This window comes from Curtobacterium sp. PhB172, from assembly GCF_003752545.1.
Lineage (GTDB): Bacteria > Actinomycetota > Actinomycetes > Actinomycetales > Microbacteriaceae > Curtobacterium.
On the sequence record NZ_RKIF01000007.1, the window covers coordinates 342,192 to 359,058 of the forward strand.

At 71.0% G+C, this 16,867-nt stretch carries 16 protein-coding genes; 2 read left to right on the forward strand and 14 right to left on the reverse strand.

The window, feature by feature from the left end; translation table 11 throughout:
- Positions 1–4 precede the first annotated feature (4 nt).
- From EDF42_RS08770 to EDF42_RS08810, 10 genes are all read right to left on the reverse strand, one after another.
- Positions 5–511 (reverse strand): hypothetical protein, encoded by a 507-nt coding sequence (locus EDF42_RS08770; protein WP_148067681.1) that lies wholly within the window; start codon positions 509–511, stop codon positions 5–7.
- Between the two features lie 103 nt (positions 512–614).
- On the reverse strand, positions 615–1,772 hold the full coding sequence (locus EDF42_RS08775; RefSeq protein WP_123340044.1) for a HAMP domain-containing sensor histidine kinase: 1,158 nt from the start codon (positions 1,770–1,772) through the stop codon (positions 615–617).
- Positions 1,769–2,422 (reverse strand): response regulator transcription factor, encoded by a 654-nt coding sequence (locus tag EDF42_RS08780; RefSeq protein WP_123672059.1) that lies wholly within the window; start codon positions 2,420–2,422, stop codon positions 1,769–1,771. Before EDF42_RS08780 ends, EDF42_RS08775 begins: the two co-directional genes overlap by 4 nt.
- A 7-nt stretch (positions 2,423–2,429) precedes the next feature.
- Positions 2,430–2,567, reverse strand: a complete 138-nt coding sequence (locus tag EDF42_RS18910) for a hypothetical protein (RefSeq protein ID WP_185002640.1) — start codon at positions 2,565–2,567, stop codon at positions 2,430–2,432.
- A 59-nt stretch (positions 2,568–2,626) separates the two neighbouring features.
- Positions 2,627–3,187, reverse strand: a complete 561-nt coding sequence (locus tag EDF42_RS08785; protein ID WP_123340042.1) for a DUF2231 domain-containing protein — start codon at positions 3,185–3,187, stop codon at positions 2,627–2,629.
- Between the two features lie 83 nt (positions 3,188–3,270).
- Positions 3,271–5,439 (reverse strand): ATP-dependent Clp protease ATP-binding subunit, encoded by a 2,169-nt coding sequence (locus tag EDF42_RS08790; RefSeq protein ID WP_123672060.1) that lies wholly within the window; start codon positions 5,437–5,439, stop codon positions 3,271–3,273.
- Between the two features lie 53 nt (positions 5,440–5,492).
- Positions 5,493–6,893: an MFS transporter gene (locus EDF42_RS08795; RefSeq protein ID WP_123672061.1), complete on the reverse strand. Its 1,401-nt coding sequence runs from the start codon at positions 6,891–6,893 to the stop codon at positions 5,493–5,495.
- Positions 6,894–7,008: 115 nt separating this feature from the next.
- On the reverse strand, positions 7,009–7,296 hold the full coding sequence (gene tatA / locus EDF42_RS08800; protein ID WP_123672198.1) for a twin-arginine translocase TatA/TatE family subunit: 288 nt from the start codon (positions 7,294–7,296) through the stop codon (positions 7,009–7,011).
- 173 nt (positions 7,297–7,469) lie between these two features.
- Complete coding sequence (locus EDF42_RS08805; RefSeq protein WP_260235288.1) at positions 7,470–8,954, reverse strand: sugar transferase; 1,485 nt, start codon at positions 8,952–8,954, stop codon at positions 7,470–7,472.
- A gap of 124 nt (positions 8,955–9,078) precedes the next feature.
- Positions 9,079–11,835: a glycoside hydrolase family 2 protein gene (locus tag EDF42_RS08810; RefSeq protein WP_123672063.1), complete on the reverse strand. Its 2,757-nt coding sequence runs from the start codon at positions 11,833–11,835 to the stop codon at positions 9,079–9,081.
- 256 nt (positions 11,836–12,091) lie between these two features.
- On the opposite strand from EDF42_RS08810, the gene EDF42_RS08815 reads away from it, so the two are divergent.
- Together EDF42_RS08815 and EDF42_RS08820 are read left to right on the forward strand one after the other, a co-directional pair.
- On the forward strand, positions 12,092–12,511 hold the full coding sequence (locus tag EDF42_RS08815) for a pilus assembly protein CpaE (protein WP_123672199.1): 420 nt from the start codon (positions 12,092–12,094) through the stop codon (positions 12,509–12,511).
- Between the two features lie 73 nt (positions 12,512–12,584).
- Entirely contained in the window at positions 12,585–13,415 is an 831-nt protein-coding gene (locus EDF42_RS08820) for an aldo/keto reductase (RefSeq protein ID WP_123672064.1), read from the forward strand.
- 49 nt (positions 13,416–13,464) lie between these two features.
- Here EDF42_RS08820 and EDF42_RS08825 read toward each other — a convergent pair whose 3' ends face one another.
- From EDF42_RS08825 to EDF42_RS08840, 4 genes are all read right to left on the reverse strand, one after another.
- Entirely contained in the window at positions 13,465–14,604 is a 1,140-nt protein-coding gene (locus tag EDF42_RS08825) for a class I SAM-dependent methyltransferase (RefSeq protein WP_123672065.1), read from the reverse strand.
- 34 nt (positions 14,605–14,638) lie between these two features.
- Entirely contained in the window at positions 14,639–15,049 is a 411-nt protein-coding gene (locus EDF42_RS08830; RefSeq protein ID WP_123293837.1) for a heat shock protein transcriptional repressor HspR, read from the reverse strand.
- A gap of 125 nt (positions 15,050–15,174) precedes the next feature.
- Positions 15,175–16,182 carry a DnaJ C-terminal domain-containing protein gene (locus EDF42_RS08835; protein ID WP_123672066.1) on the reverse strand — a complete coding sequence of 336 codons (1,008 nt, stop codon included), beginning with the start codon at positions 16,180–16,182 and terminating at the stop codon, positions 15,175–15,177.
- Between the two features lie 23 nt (positions 16,183–16,205).
- Positions 16,206–16,865, reverse strand: a complete 660-nt coding sequence (locus EDF42_RS08840; RefSeq protein ID WP_123672067.1) for a nucleotide exchange factor GrpE — start codon at positions 16,863–16,865, stop codon at positions 16,206–16,208.
- Between the last annotated feature and the right edge of the window lie 2 nt (positions 16,866–16,867).

The following is a 16,867-nucleotide window of genomic DNA, read 5'->3' on the forward strand; positions in this document are numbered from 1 at the left end:
CGGGTCACTTGCCGGCCTCGGCGCCCAGCCCGTCGAACGCCGTGCGCTCGCACTCCTGCGCCACCTCGGCGAACGCGTCGGGATCCGACGGCTCGTACGCCGCCTGGTCGTCGGGGTAGTCCGCGAACCCGTGCTCGCGGATGCACTTCGCCGCCTTCCGCGCGGCTTCGGCGCCGCCCGGGATCGACTCGGCCGGCTCGGCGGCGTCGCCCGCCGTGCCGGAGTCCGTCGCGCAGGCAGCCAGGTCGGTCTGCCACTGGTCGGGGTCCACGCCCTCGGGGACGCCGACCGAGCTCGTCGTGTCGGCTCCGGCGGGATCGGGCATGTCGTAGCCCTTCTCGCGCATGCACGCGGCCAGCGAGACCGCCTTGTCCTTGCCACCGGCCGCCGTCGTGGCGTCCTCCTTCGGCGTCCCCGAGCACGCGGTGAGCAGTGCGGGCAGCAGCAGGGCCGCTGCGGCGACGGCGACGAACGCGCGCGAGCGGCGGATCGAGGTGGTGGTGATCGTCATGGTGGTCTCCTTCGTGCCGTGGACGGAGCGGGACCGGTGGTCCGCTCCGTGTTCGTGCCACCAGGACACCAAGCGCGGTGTTTCGCGCCGGGTACGCCGACGGTTACGTCGACGAAACGTCGACCCGCACCCGCAGCCCACCGCCGTCGCGCGCCGCGATCGAGAGCCGCCACCCGTGCGCCTGCGCGACGGCTGCGACGATCGACAGCCCGAGGCCGCTGTGCCGGTGCGCGGCGGCGCTGTCCGGGCACCGTCGGAACGGTTCGACCAGATCCGGCGCGACGCTGCCGGGGACCACCGGCCCGGAGTTCTCGACGGTGAACCCGCCCACGTCGGTGGTCACGCGCACGAAGCCACCGGGCACGTTGTACTCGACGGCGTTCCCGACCAGGTTGACGAGGAGCTGGCGGACGAGCGTCGGCTCGCCGCGCACCCCGACGGGAGGCCCGTGGCGGCGCGCACGGGACAGGGTCACGCCCGCCTCGTGGACGGCGTCCCCCACCCCGCTCACCACGTCGTCGACCGTGCCGTCCAGGTCGACGGGCTCGGTCGCGCCCGCCAGGCCGCGGTCGGCCTCGGCGAGCAGGAGCAACGACTCCACCAGTCGCTCCGTCCGGCGGTTCTGCTCGAGCAGCTCGTCGCGGGTGCGGCGGACGTCGTCGGGGTCGGCGTCGTCGGGCAGCCCGATCTGCATCGCCGCACGTTGGACGGCCAGCGGGGTCCGGAGCTCGTGCGAGGCGTGGGCCACGAAGCGTCGCTGGCTCTCGAACGCGGTCTCCAGGCGGCCGAGCAGGTCGTCGACGGTCCGGGACAGGCGTCGGAGTTCGTCGTCGGGGCCGCCCAACCCGATGCGTTCGTGCAGGTTCGACGCCGAGATCCGCTGCGTCGTCGCGGTGATCCGGTCGATCGGCCGGAGCATGCGCCGGCTGACGAACCACCCGACACCGCCGGCGAGCACACCGGCGCCCGCGATGCCGACCGCCGACCACTGCCACTGCTGCGTCGCCACGACGGCGACGAGCATCGTGCTCTGCGCCTGCGCGGTGGACGACGGATCCGGCTCGCTCCGACTCTCCGGGGACACCGGCGCCGGCAGCGCCGGTCCGGTCGCGGTGTCCGACCCCGGCATCCGTGTCGAGATCGAGCTGATCGACGTCACGTTGACGAACACGAGCACCGCAGCGGTCAGTGCCATCGACGCGAGCGCGAACACCAGGGCGGTGCGCGCCCGGATGCTCCAGGTCCGCCGGAGCCGTCTCACAGCGCGTAGCCCTCGCCCGGGACCGTCCGGATCGGATCGGGGCGGCCGAGCTTCTTGCGGAGCTTCGACATCGTCACCCGTACGGCAGCGGTGAACGGGTCGATGTTCATGTCCCAGACCTTCTCGAGCAGTTCCTCGGCGGAGACGATGCGACCGTCGGCTCGCAGGAGCGCCTCGAGCACCCCGAGTTCCTTCGAGGTCAGGTCGAGCGGTCGGCCGTCACGGGTGGCCATCCGGCGGTTCGTGTCGAGGACGATCCCGGCGCGTTCGAGCACGGGCGCGACCGGGGCGACGCTGCGGCGGCCGAGCGCCCGGACGCGGGCGACGAGCTCGGGGTACTCGAACGGCTTGGCCAGGTAGTCGTCGGCACCGAGCTCGAGGCCGTGCACGCGGTCCGTCAGGGTCGTCGCCGCGGTGAGCATGAGGATGCGGGTCAGGCTGCCGCGCGACGCCAGCCGACGGGCGACCTCGTCGCCGTGCACCCCCGGGACGTCACGGTCGAGCACCACGACGTCGTAGTCGTTCACCGTCAGCAGTTCGTCGGCGCGGTCGCCGCGGTAGGCGACGTCGACGGCCATGTCCTGCCGCGACAGGCCCTTCGCGACGAGGTCGGCGAGGGCTGCTTCGTCATCCACCACGAGTACACGCATCCGGACATTACATGCGATATACCTCGGTGTCCGCTGGGTCGAGGTGGACGACCCCGGTCTGCTCGTCGATGCGGATCCGGAACCCGCCCGTCGGGGCGCCGGGAACAGCGGTGAGCGGCAGGCTGTCGGTGGTGAGGTGCTCCATGCCCCCAGCCTGTGAGGTCGACTGTTTCGTCGCCGTAACGCGCGTGCCAGCCGCGACCCTCAGCGCGACGTGTCGAACGGCACCTCTCCGTGGTCGCTGACGCCGGCACGCTGGCGGTACGCCAGGTGTCCGCCGAGGTACCCGCCCACCCCCACGACGCCGAGCGCGGCGAAACCGAGCAACTTGCCGGCGCCGTGGTTGCCGTTCTTGCGCTGCCACCACGACAGGCCGTACAGCGAGATGCCGACCCAGTTCACGGCCTGGTGCACCCATCCCGTGCGCAGCTGCTCCCGGTCGAGTTCGGACCAGTCCACGTACCCGGCGACGCTCGCGCTGCCGGACGACACGAGGCCGACGCCGACGAGGGTCTTCGCGGCCTTCGCGTTGCCCTTCCCGCCGAACACGTCGAGCACGGCGGCGGAGATCCACGCCCCGAGCGGCACCTGCACCATGAGCGGGTGCAGCGGGTGCCCGAACGGCACGCCGTGCAGCACCTGTCGCAGGGCCTTCGGCCGGGCGAGGGCGTTCACGACGGAACGGTCGATGTCGACGGCCTTGTCGAGCACGCTCGCGTGCTCGACGGAGTCGGTGAGGCGACGGAACGCGCGGATTTCAGGCATGCCCTGGAACGTAGGCCTGGAGGCGCGGGGCCGGTCTCAGGGACCGGCACCGCGCCTCCAGGCTGGTGCGTTCCGGTCGGCACCTACTCCTCGACGACCTCCGCCAGCTGGAACGGCTCGACGGTCAGACCGTCGCCGTCCTCGGCGACGTCGACCCGGACGGTGTCGCCGTCGCGGACGTCACCGGACAGGATCGCTCGCGCCAGCTTGTCGTCGATCTGCCGCTGCATGAGGCGGCGGAGCGGCCGCGCACCGTAGAGCGGGTCGTACCCACGCTCGGCGAGCCACCCGCGCGCCTCGGGCGTGACCGCGAGCTCGAGTCGGCGGTCGGTCAGGCGACGGGCGAGCCGGTCGACGTAGAGCGACACGATCTGGCCGAGGTCGTCGGCCGTCAGGGCCTGGAACACCACGATGTCGTCGAGTCGGTTGATGAACTCCGGCCGGAACGCCTGCTGCACGAGCTCGCGCACGGCGTCCTCGCGCTGGTCGTCCGTCAGCGTCAGGTCGGTCATGAACTGCGAGCCGAGGTTCGACGTGAGCACGAGGATCGTGTTCCGGAAGTCGACCGTGCGTCCCTGCCCGTCCGTCAGTCGGCCGTCGTCGAGCACCTGGAGCAGGACGTCGAAGACCTCGGGGTGCGCCTTCTCGATCTCGTCGAGCAGGATCACGGAGTACGGGCGACGCCGGACGGCCTCGGTGAGCTGCCCGCCGGACTCGTAGCCGACGTACCCGGGCGGGGCGCCGATCAGCCGCGAGACCGAGTGCTTCTCGCCGTACTCGCTCATGTCGATGCGGACGAGGGCCTTCTCGTCGTCGAACAGGAACTCCGCGAGCGCCTTGGCCAGCTCGGTCTTGCCGACGCCGGTCGGTCCGAGGAACAGGAACGATCCGGTCGGACGGTCCGGGTCGGAGATGCCGGCACGGGTGCGACGGACGGCCTCGGACACGGTGTTCACGGCGGTGCGCTGTCCGATGATCCGGCGGCCGAGCTCGTTCTCCAGGTGCAGGAGCTTCTCGGTCTCGCCCTGCAGCAGCCGCCCGAGCGGGATGCCCGTCCACTGCGCGATGACGGCGGCGATGTCCTCGTCGGTGACGCTGTCGTTCACCATGCGGTCGGCGGACTCGGCCTGTTCGGCAGCCGCGAGCTCCGCTTCGATCCGGGGCTTCTCGGCGTACTCCAGGCGTGAGACCGTCGCGTAGTCGGCTTCGCGCTGGGCGCGCTGGCTGCGCATGTTGAGGTCGTCGAGCTGCTGCTTCAGCTCGCCGATGCGGTTCAGGCTCGCCCGCTCGGCCTGCCAGCGCTGCTCGAGCTGGCCCAGACGTTCCTCGCGCGTGCGCAGTTCGTTCCGCAGGGTCTCGAGTCGTGCCTTCGAGGCGTCGTCCTTCTCCTGCTTGAGCGCGAACTCCTCGACGCGCAGCCGATCGACGTTGCGCTTCAGTTCGTCGATCTCGACGGGGCTGGAGTCGATCTCCATGCGGAGCCGGCTGGCGGCCTCGTCGATCAGGTCGATCGCCTTGTCGGGCAACTGCCGGCCGGAGATGTACCGGTTCGACAGGCTGGCCGCCGCGACGAGCGCGGAGTCGTTGATCGTCACCTTGTGGTGCGCCTCGTAGCGCTCCTTGAGCCCACGGAGGATGGCCACGGCGTCCTCGACGCTGGGCTCTCCCACGTAGACCTGCTGGAAGCGGCGTTCGAGGGCGGCGTCCTTCTCGATGTACTCGCGGTACTCGTCGAGCGTCGTCGCCCCGATGAGCCGCAGTTCGCCGCGCGCGAGCATCGGCTTGAGCATGTTCGACGCTGCGACGGACCCTTCGCCGCCACCCGCGCCCATCAGCGTGTGCAGCTCGTCGATGAACGTGATGACCTGGCCGTCGGAGTCGTTGATCTCCTTGAGCACGGCCTTGAGGCGCTCCTCGAACTCGCCGCGGTACTTCGCACCGGCGATGAGCGAGGAGATGTCGAGCGAGACGAGCCGCTTGTCCTTCAGTGAGTCGGCGACGTCACCGGCGACGATGCGCTGCGCGAGCCCCTCGACGACGGCGGTCTTGCCGACGCCGGGCTCGCCGATGAGCACGGGGTTGTTCTTGGTGCGGCGGGTGAGCACCTGGCTGACGCGTCGGATCTCGGAGTCGCGTCCGATGACCGGGTCGAGCTTCCCGCTGCGAGCGATCGCCGTCAGGTCGACGCCGTACTGCTCGAGGGCGGTCTTCTGTCGCTCTTGCGAGTCAGGAGCACCCTGGAGGTTCGCCATGCGTTCCGTCCTTTCGTTGCGGTGGTGTTGTACTTGAGTCTACTGCACTCAACTTACGTCGGCGCGGGAAGATTCCGGATCCCGACGGCGCTGACGACCGCGCCGGCCAGCAGGAGGACGGCCATCACGACGACCGCCCGGTGCAGGCCGGCGACGCTCATCTCACCGCCGAGGACCACGCCTGCGAGCGCCACCATCACCAGGCCGGCGATCCGCGCGATCGCGTTGTTCACGGCCGAGCCGACGCCGGCCTCGGACTGCGGCACCGACCCGAGCACGGCGCTGGTCAGCGGTGTCACCATGAGCGCGATCCCGAACCCGATGAGCACGAGCCCGGGGAACACGGCGACCCAGTAGCCGTCCGGCTGCGCACCGACCAGCAGCATCAGGAGCGCACCGACCGCTGCCACCGCCGGGCCCGCGGCCATGAACCAGCGCGGCCCGTACCGTCCCGCCAACCCGCCCACGGCCGAGGACACCAGCAGCAGGACCACCGTCGGGGGCAGCGTCGCCAGGCCGGCGAGCCAGGCCGGGAACCCCCAGATCTCCTGCAGGAACAGGGTCACCACGAAGAAGACCATGCTCAGGGCGCCGTAGATCGACAGGGTGGCGAGGTTGCCCACCGCGAAGTTGCGTGCCCGGAACAACGCGAGCGGCACCAGCGGCGAACCGGTCGTCCGGGTCACGTGCAGCTCCCACGGCACGAACGCCCCGAGCGCCAGGGCACCGAGCACGAGCGCCGTGACCACCACCGGGGCGTCCCACCCGAGCCGCTCCTGCTCGATGAGCCCGAGCACCGCCCCACCGACCCCGACGACCGCCAACACGGCGCCGACCACGTCGATGCGAGGTCGGACGGCGGGGTGCACGTCACCGGTGATCCGCAGCACGAGCGGGATCGTCACCGCGATCGGGACGGCGGTCAGCACGAAGATCCACCGCCAGCCGACGCTGTCGACCACCAGCCCGCCCACCACGGGCCCGAGGATCGTCGACGCACTCGACCAGGCGGTCCACGTGCCGATCGCCTTCGACTGCGCCGCCCCGCGGAACGCCGCGACGATGAGGGCGAGCGCGCTCGGAGTGACGAGGGCCCCGCCGACGCCCTGGAACGCCCGCGAGACGATCAGGAACTCCCCCGTCGGCGCGATCGCACACGCGACCGAGGCGATCCCGAACACGACGAGCCCCCACGTGATGATGCGCACCCGGCCGAACACGTCCGACAGTGACCCGGCGACGAGGATGAGCGATCCGAGCGTCACCAGGTACGCGTCGACGGTCCACTGCTGCACGACGAGTCCGCCGCCGAGCTCCTGCCGGATCGCAGGGAGCGCCACGTTGACCACGCTCGAGTCCAACCCGACGACGAACGACGACAGGATCGCCACCACGAGAACGGTGCGCCGGTCGTCCCGGAGCGGCGCGGTCGCGCGGGGTACGGCAGTGGTCATGTGCTCATCCTGCGCCCCCTCGGACCGCTGCGCGCCCCGCACGACGAAGCCCCCGCGACCGATGTGGTCGCGGGGGCTGCCGACAGGACGGGGCTGGGTGTCCTGAGCTGGGGTTCTAGCGCCGGGAGTCGGTGTTCGGCTGCGCACTCGGGCCGGGGTTCAGGACCGGTCCGGCAGCGGGCTCGGCGGGAGCGTTCGGCACGGTGTTGGTCGGGGCCGCGGTGTTCTGCACCGTGGTGTCGCCAGCCTGAGCCTTCTTCTCGTCGTCGGTCATCTCCTTCTTGAAGATGTTGATCGACTGCCCGAGGCCCTTGGCGAGCGCCGGGAGCTTCGTCGCGCCGAACAGCAGGATGACGATCCCGAGGATGATCAGCAGGTGTACGCCGCCGAGGTTTCCGAGCATCATGACTCCTTGATCTGGAACTGGTCGCCGTCCGCAGGTCTTCTTCGACCCACGCGGCGGAAGTCCGTGTTCTCCCCATCGTAACTCTCCCGCTCCCCGATGCCCAGGCCGGGGACCGGAACGGACACCGTTCGCACAGGGAAGGCGCGAGGGTGCCTCCGCGGTGGAGTGCCTCAGTACGCGCCGCGCGACCGCAGCACCGATGGCACCGTCCGGGCGAGGATCACCAGGTCGTGCAGGAACGACCAGTTCTCGACGTAGTGCAGGTCGAGCCGGACACCGTCGGCCCAGTCCAGGTCGGACCGTCCGCTGACCTGCCAGAGGCCCGTGATCCCCGGGGTGACCAGCAGCCGTCGATCGGCGAAGTCCTCGTACAGGGCGACCTCGCGCGGCAGGGCGGGACGAGGACCGACCAGGCTCATCGAACCGGTGAGCACGTTCCACAGCTGCGGCAGTTCGTCGAGCGACGTCTTCCGCAGGAACGCCCCGACGCGCGTGACGCGGGGGTCGTCCTTCATCTTGAAGAGCGGGCCCGCACCCTCGTTCGCTGCCTGCAGTGCTGCCATCCGCGCTTCGGCATCGACGCACATCGTGCGGAACTTCAGGATCGAGAACTCCTCTCCCCCACGGCCCACGCGGGTCTGCCGGAAGAACACCGGACCGCGGTCGTCGAGCCGGATGATGACGGCGATCACCGCGAGGACAGGTGCGAGCAGCAGCAGACCCGTGCCGGCACCGAGCACGTCGAGCACCCGCTTGCCGGTACGACGCCGGTAGTCGGGCGTCTCGACGTGCATCAGCGGCAGGCCGTCGACGGGCCGTTCGTGCACGCGGCCCGCGGCGATGTCGGACAGGGGTGAGGACACCACGAGCTCGACGCCGTGCTCCTCAAGCTGCCACCCCAGGCGGCGCAGGCGCTCGTGCCCACCGCGCACGGCACCGGCGACCACGACCGCCGAGACGCCTTCGGACCGAGCCAGCGCGAGGACGTCGTCGATCCCGCCGACCACGGGAGCGCACGCAGAACCGAGGTCGATCGTCGTCCCGCCGGGCACACAGTCGGTCACGACCGCGCGGACCCGGTACCCGGCGCTCGGCGTCGCTGCGATCCGTCGCCCGACGTAGCGGACGTCTTCGGTTTCGCCGACGATCAGGACGTCCTGCAGACGTTCTCCCCGGGCCCGGCTGCGTGCGAGGACGGTCCGGACGACCCACCGGCCGGCCAGCAGGAAGAGGAGCCCGAGCGGGAAGGCGATGGCGACGTACCCGCGGGCCAGGTCGAGCTGCGCCGCGTAGGCCACGATGGCGACGGCCGCGACGGTGACGAGCGTCGCGGTGACGAGGCGGCGGTACTCGTCGTTCCCGATGCCCGCGATCCGCGGGTCTCGGGTGCGGAAGGCCGACAGCATGACCATCCACAGCACCACGATCGCGGGGGCCGTGACGAACTCGATCCAGCCCGCCTGCGGGCGGACCGTGGCGAGCTCCCACGGGAACCGCACGACGTGCGCGATCGCGAACGCGACGAGGAGCACCCCGACGTCGAGGAGCGCGACCATCGGTGCGAAGCCGCGTCGGGCACCGGCAGGAGCAAGGACTGCGGCAGGGGGTGCAGGTGCGGGTGCGGGTGCGGGCACTGCCGCGGTGGTCGGGCGCATCGCGAGCGACATCGTGGGGGCCTCCTGTCGACCGGATCGACAGGAGGCCGACCGGACGCCGGAGTCATCGGGTCATGACAACGAGCGGCGTACTCCCGAATATATCACTGTGTCGTTCTGCATATCAATGGCCGAGGGCGCGGTCCACGGTCCACAGGACGGGTTCGGCACGGAGCGCCGGGATGTCGGCCTCGGTCACACCGGTGAGCCGGAAGGTCACCCGTTCCCCGGGCAGCAGGGTCATGAACCCACGGTCGACTGCACCGGTCGCGGCCACCCGGTCGGGCTGCACGAGCAGGTCACGGACGAGCGTCTCGGCCTCGACGGTCAGGTCGAGCCCGCCGTCGACGGGCGTGAACGACGTACGGTACCGCGCGGGTTCCCACCGCACGTCGACGTCGGGCCCCGGTGTCCAGACCGCCCGACGCCAGTCCATGTCCGCCACGATGAGCTCGCCGGCGGGGTCGTCGACCACGCCGACGGACTCGGGCAGGGCGACGACGGCGACCCCCGCAGACGACAACCGGACGGGCAACGACGCCTCGGCCAGGATCGTGCCGGCCGTGGTGACCCGTCGCACGCGCACCACGCTGTCGTGGCCGCCCCTCGTGGACCGGACTGCGACCTCGACGGGCGAGGACCCGAACGAGCCGGGCGAGACGCCGAGCGAGAGCGTGTCCGCCAGGTCGCCCAGATCAGCCGTCTCGCCGGCGGAGGCCGAGTGGCCGGGGTGATCCGGGCCTCCCGTCCCATCCGCACCGGACGCGACCGGCGAGTCGGGCGCGACCGGCGAGCCAGGTGCCACCGCCCCCGAGACCGGGGACGCCGGAGAAGCCGGCGAAGCCGCCGGCCCGGAGACGGCAGACGGCGCGACCGCCACCCGCGACACCGGACGGATCGTCAGCAGGACGTCGTCGTACAACCGGCGCAGCTCGTGCGCGAGGGGCTTCAGCCGCCCCGCCGAGTCGATGGCCGACCACGACGACACCGGCCACAGGTCGTTGAGCTGCCACATGACCACACCCGTGTTGCGCGGCCAGTGCGTGCGCCAGTGCTCGACGCCCGTCGCGATGGCGCGGGCCTGCTGCAGCTGCGTCAGGTAGTGCCACGCATCGAACGAGAAGGGCCCCGTGCCGAACCGCGGCTCCACGCCGCGGGCCAGCTTGCCCATCCCATCGGCCGCCTTCTGGTGGTGGACCACCCCGGGTGCGTCCTGCGACAGCACCTCGTCCCCGACGCCGTCCCGCAGCGTCCGCCACGCGGGCGGTGCCTGCCAGCCGAACTCGGAGACGAACCGCGGCACCGAGCCGCGGTAGGCGGTGTCGGGCAGGCGGTTCCAGGCGTCCCACGAGTGGTGCGTCTCGTGGTCGACGTCGTTCGCGGGCAGCGACTCGGCGCCCGACCACGGCGACGCCACGGTGTAGAAGCGCGACGGGTCGACCGCGTCGACGATCGTCGGCAGCAGGTCGAGGTAGTAGTCGAGGCCCCAGCCGCGGTCACCGAGCGAGTCCGCCCAGCCGTCCACGTCGTGCAGCCAGATGTTCTCGTTGTTGCCGTTCCACAACACCAGCGAGGGGTGCCGGGCGAGGCGGGCGACGTTGTCGCGGGCCTCGGCGATGACCTCGCTGCGGATCGGTTCGACCTCGGGGTACGCCGAGCACGCGAACGGGAAGTCCTGCCAGACGAGCAGGCCGAGCTCGTCGCAGACCTCGTAGAAGTCGCGCGACTCGTACACGCCGCCGCCCCACACGCGCACGAGGTTCGTGCCGAGCGAGGCCGCAGCGGTCAGACGGGACTGCAGTCGCGCGCGGTCGACGCGCGAGATGATCACGTCGTCCGGGATCCAGTTCACCCCACGCACGTCGATCAGGGTCCCGTTGACGTGGATGCCGAAGGGACGCCCCATGTCGTCCACCTGCGTGTCGATCCGCGTCGACCGGAAACCGGTGCGGAACGTGTCGCGGTCCAGGACCTCACCGTCGACCGTCTGCAGCTCGACGACCACGTCGTACTGCGCCTGCGCGCCGTAGCCGCGGGGCCACCAGCGCAGCGCCTCGGGCACGCGCACCGTGACGACGGTCTCGTCGTCCTTCGGTGTCAGCTGCGCCCGCGACCGCTGCCGCGTCGGCGTGCCGTCCTCCTTGAGACCACTCACGGTCACGACGAGCACCAGGTCGTCGTCCTCGCCGTCCTGGTCCAGGTCGTTCAAGCCGGAGCGCTCGACCGTGATGTGGGCGTCGAGCACGCCCTCGCCGGCCTCGACGTCGACGAGCGGTCGGACCTCGCGCAGCCGCGCGGTCGACCACCGCTCGATCGCGACCGGTCGCCAGGGACCGCTCGTGACGGCGGTGAGTCCCCAGTCCCAGCCGAAGTTCGACGCCATCTTGCGGATGTACGGGAACGGCTCGTCGTACGGGCCCGGCATGCTGCCGGCCTTCGCGGCGACCCGGCCGGCCTCGCGGTACGGCGACTCGAACAGGATCTCGAGGTCCTTCGTCGTCGCGCCGGACCCGGTCTGCACGCGCGCGTCGAAGCGGTAGCGCCGGTGCATGTTCCGGGTCGTGCCCACGACGACGCCGTCCAGGCTCAGTTCGGACACGGTGTCCAGGCCGTCGCAGACCAGGTCGACGCGCTCGTGGCCCCGCGGGTCGACGTCGACCGCGGTGCGGTAGGCCCAGTCGGCCCGGCCGACCCACTTCGCGGCCTGCTCGTTCAGGTGGAAGGTCGGGTCCGGCAGCAGGCCCTCCCGCTCCAGGTCGGTGTGCACCTGCCCCGGCACCGTCGCCGGGATGCTGCGTCCCGCGACGCCGTCCGGCGCGCCGGTTCCTCCGGCCATGGTCACGGTCCAGCCGTCGCGGAGTTCCTCGCGTTCGAGGGTCATGCGGGTCCTTCTCTTCGGCGGACGGGGTGTCCGTCGCCTCGGTCGGGACGCCGGCCGGTGGCCCGCCCCGTGGCCGGTTGGTCGGCCTGGAGGCGCGGCACCGGTTGCCCGGGCGTCGTCACGTCACGCGCGCGGTCGGGTAGGGCTCGCGCATGGGGGTGCTCGGCGATGCTAGTACGGGATGCTTTCGGCAACCTACGTGGTGACAGCTCGACTTCGTGGTGACAGCGCGGTCTCGCGCGTGCAGGGTGGGGAGGTGATCACCGTTGCACTCGCCAGGACCCTCCGCGACGCCGGCCTGCGCTGGCACCCCGAGACGGGCGACCGGTTCGTCATCGACAAGCCCGACGTGGACGAGGACGTCTACACCGTGTCCGAGATGACCGTCGAACGACACGACTCCCCCACCGGCACGATCCTCGGCTTCAACGGGACGACCGAGTGGGCGCTCGACTCCGTCACCGCCTCGGAGTCGCTCTGGCTGCCACGTGAGGACCAGCTGCGCGAGCTCCTCGGGCCGTCGTTCATCGGGTTGACCCGGGTGTCGGTGAGCGGCCGGATCGTCTACACGGTCACCGCGACGATCGACGGCACGGACCGCAGCTTCGCATCCGAGGTCCCCGCGATCGCCTACGGCCAGGCCCTGCAGGCGTACATCGCCGCCGCGCTGTCCTGAGGGGCACGCCCGGGGTGCCCGATCCTGGACGTTGCCGGAATGGCTGCTGGGGGTCGTTTGGTTGCATGACACCATGACCGTTCCGAACATCACCCTGAACGACGGCAAGACCATCCCGCAGCTCGGCTTCGGCGTCTTCCAGATCGACCCCTCGTCGACCAAGGAAGCGACGCTCACGGCGCTCGAGGTCGGCTACCGCCACATCGACACCGCCGAGATGTACGGCAACGAGAAGGAGGTCGGCGAGGCCATCGCGTCGTCCGGCATCCCTCGTGACGAGATCTTCGTCACCTCGAAGCTCAACAACGGCTTCCACGACCCTTCGGCAGCTGCCGAGAACGGCAAGAAGTCGGCCGACCTGCTCGGCGGCTACACCGACCTGTTCCTCATCCACTGGCCGCTGCCCACCGTCTCGGACTTCGTCCCGACGTGGAAGGCCCTCGAGGAGCTCTACGCCGCCGGCACCTCCCGCTCGATCGGCGTCAGCAACTTCCAGGCGCACCACCTGCGCCGTCTGCGTGCCGAGACGGACGTCCCGCCGGCCGTGAACCAGATCGAGGTGCACCCGTACCTGGCCCAGGACGAGCTCCGCGCCGTGAACAGCGAGCTCGGCATCGCGACCGAGGCGTGGTCCCCGATCGCCCAGGGTCTCGTGCTCGACGACGAGACCATCACCCGCATCGCCGGTGCCACGGGCAAGACCCCGGCGCAGGTCGTGCTCCGCTGGCACATCCAGCGCGGCGACATCGTGTTCCCGAAGTCGGTCACGCGCGCCCGCGTCGAGGAGAACTTCGCGATCTTCGACTTCGAGCTCTCCGATGAGGACATGACGGACATCACGACGCTCGACAAGGGCCACCGAACGGGTCCGGACCCCGACACGTTCGACTACGTCCCGGAGTAGTCAGCAGTTCCCACGAAGGGCGGTCGCGCGGTGCGCGGCCGCCCTTTCGTCATGCCCGTCGGGACGCGGTGACGGTGAACTTGTCGGTCCGGACGACCTGCCGGGTCGGTCCGACGACCTTCTCGAGCACCGGTCGGTACCGCAGGTGCGAGTTCCAGACACACCACAGTTCACCGCCGGACTGGAGGATCGTGGCCGCGTTCCGGAACATCGCCTCGGCCGCGTCGGTGGTCACCGTGGTGTCCGCGTGGAACGGCGGGTTGCAGAGCACCAGCTGGGCAGACCCGGCTGCGAGCTCGTCGCCGGCGTCGGTGCGCAGTGCCGTCACCCGGTCCGCGACGCCGTTCGCCTCCGCCGTGGCCCGCGTCGACGCCACCGCGATCCGGGACACGTCCGTCGCGACGACCTTGACGTTCGGTCGGCGCAGCGCGATCGCCGCCGCGATGACGCCGTTGCCCGATCCCAGGTCCACGACGGTCCGGGCCGTCGGCACTGCGTCGTCCATCGCCTCGAGCAGCACCCGGGTGCCCTGGTCGAGCGAGGTCCCCGCGAAGACCCCACCGTGTGCGACGAGGGTCATGCCGAGGTCGTCGACGTGCACCGACCGCGGCCACGGGTTGGTCGCAGCAGCACGGTTCGCCTGGGCACGCAACGGGTCCTGCGCGATGAGGAGCCGCGACTTCCCCCACCCCCGTGACGCCGTGACCTCGCCGAACGAACGACGCAGCACGTCGTTCTGCGACACGTGCATGTACTTCACGTTGCCGCCGCACAGCAGCACGACGTCGGGAGCCGCGAACCGAGCAACTGCTCGGGCGATCTCGTCGAGCCGGTCGTGCGACTTCGACAGCCGCAGCACCACGAGTCGGACGTCGCGGAAGGCGTCCTCGAGCGAGTCCGGGTGGTGGAAGCCGCGCAGCCCGAACGTTCCGGCGTTCGCCTCGAGGGCCCGCTCCCCCACGAGTGAGTCCTGCACGACACGGATGTCCGAGGCACCGTACTGCGTGATGAGTCCGAGCGTCAGGACCCCGAGCCGATCGTCGACGACGGCGACCTCACCGGGCTGCCGCAGTGCGTCGCCGTGCACGTGCGGTGCCTCGTCGATGAGGAACCGGTCGGTGCCGTCGATCGCGATGAGATCCGGGGCGGAGTCGTCGCGGCGGCGGAAGAGGTCGGCGAAGTCTGGCACCGCGTCAGCGTACCGATCGCTGCCGGAGTTCCGGTCAGCGCGGCCCGCGGTACAGCACGATCTGCGTGTTCCGCTGCGGCCGCGCACCGGCCCGCAGCGACACCGCGGCCCCCGTCGTCGTCGCCGCGAACACGCGCGCGCCCGGCCGGTTGATGAGCTGGTCGGCCAACGCGGTCTCGAGCTCGCGCACCCGGTCGCGCAGGTCCTTGTTCTCGTTCTCCAGGTCGAGCACGCGCCGGATCCCCTCCAGCGACACCCCCTCGGAGCCGAGGCGCGCGATCTCGCGCAGCTGCGCGACGTCGCGCATCGAGTAGCGGCGGGAACCGCCGCGGGTCCGGCCGGGCACGACCAGGCCGAGCCGGTCGTACTGCCGCAGCGTCTGCGGGTGCATCTCGGACAGCTCCGCGGCGACCGCGATCGCGAAGACGGGCGAGTTCTCGTCCATGTCGGTCATGGCGTGTTCCTTCCGTCGTTCGCGTGGTGGTGAAAACCAGCCTGGAGGCCCGGCGAGCGTCCGTCAGGAAGCCGCACCCCGCCTCCAGGCCGGTTTACTGCTGTGGTTGCGTGACGCTAGTCACGCGCCTTGGCGAGGAGGTCCTCGCGCGGGTTCTCGTCGGGAAGCGCCTCGGCGAGTGCCTCGACGGCCTCACGCTGCTTGTCCGACAGGTGCGACGGCACCGCGACCTGGACGGTCGCGAGCAGGTCGCCCGTGCCGTTCTTCGTCGCGACGCCACGGCCCTTGACGCGCAGGACGCGACCCGACGGCGTGCCGGGAGCGACCTTCAGCTTGACGGGCGAACCGCCGAGCGTCGGGACCTCGATCGTCGCGCCGAGGGCTGCCTCGACGAACGTCACGGGGACGTCCACGCGCAGGTTCAGACCATCGCGCTCGAAGACCGGGTGCTTGCGGACCGAGACGGCGACCACCAGGTCACCGGCCTCGCCGCCGTCGGGCGAGGGTTCGCCGCGGCCGCGGAGCCGGATCTTCTGGCCGTCCGCGACCCCCGCGGGGATGCGGACGTTCACCGGGCGACCGTTGCCCTGCGACAGCTTGACGGTGTCGCCGGCGATCGCCGTGGTGAAGTCGAGCGTGGTCGACGCCGTGACGTCGCGACCCTTCGTCGGTCCACCGAAGCCGCGGTAGCCGCCGGAGGTCTGGCCGAAGCCACCACCGCCGCCGAACATCCCGCCGAGGATGTCCTCGAAGCCGCCCGCACCGCCCGGGCCGCCCTGGCCGAATCGGACGCGCTGTCCGCCCCCGCCCTGCTGCCCGAACATCCCGCCGAAGACGTCCTCGAAGCCGCCGCCCTGGCCCCCGCCGCCCGCCGTGAAGCGGGCGCCGGAGCCCATGGCGCGGACCTGGTCGTACTCCTGGCGCTGCTCCTTGTCGGAGAGCACCGAGTAGGCCTCGCTGATCTCCTTGAAGCGGTTCTCCGCCGCGGCGTCACCCGGGTTGGAGTCCGGGTGGAACTGCCGCGCGAGCTTCCGGTAGGTCTTCTTCAGCTCGGCCTCCGACGCGTCCTTCGACACTCCGAGGACCTTGTAGAAGTCCTTGTCGAACCAGTCCTGACTGGCCACTGGTACCTACCTTCCGTTCCGGCTCAGGCCGGGACCGCCACCGCGACCTTGGCCGCACGCAGGACGCGCTCGCCGAGCTTGTAGCCCGGCTCGACGACGTCCGCCACGGTCTGGCCGGTGGCACCCGGGGTCGGGAGCTGGACGATCGCCTCGTGGATGTTCGGGTCGAAGGCTTCACCCTTCTCGCCGATCTGCACGAGCTTGAACTTGTCGAAGCCCCCGCGGATCTTCTGGCCGATGACCTGCATCGGACCCTCGGCGAGGTCACCGTGGGCCTCGGCCCGGGTGAGGTCGTCGAGCGCCGGCAGCAGGGCCCGCACCACCTCGGCGATGGCGACCTCGCGGTTCGCCTCACGGTCACGCTCGACACGCTTCCGGAAGTTCACCAGCTCGGCCTGTGCACGGAGCATGTCCGCACGCATCTCGGCGACGAGGTCACGGTCCGTGTCGGACAGCTTGTCCTCCTGGATACCGCGGGCTGCGTCGTCGAGCAGGGCCTGGTCCTCCGGGGAGAGGTCGTTCGCCGCGTCCGTTGCCGGGCCGCCGGCGGCGGGGCCGTCGGTCGGCACTTCGACGTCGGGCCCCTCCGCCTCGATGAGGTCCTCGGGCTCGGCCGCGTTCGTGGCGTCGCCCTCGACCTGAGGGTCTTCCTCGTTCGGCACGTTGTCCTTGGGATCCGTCATCG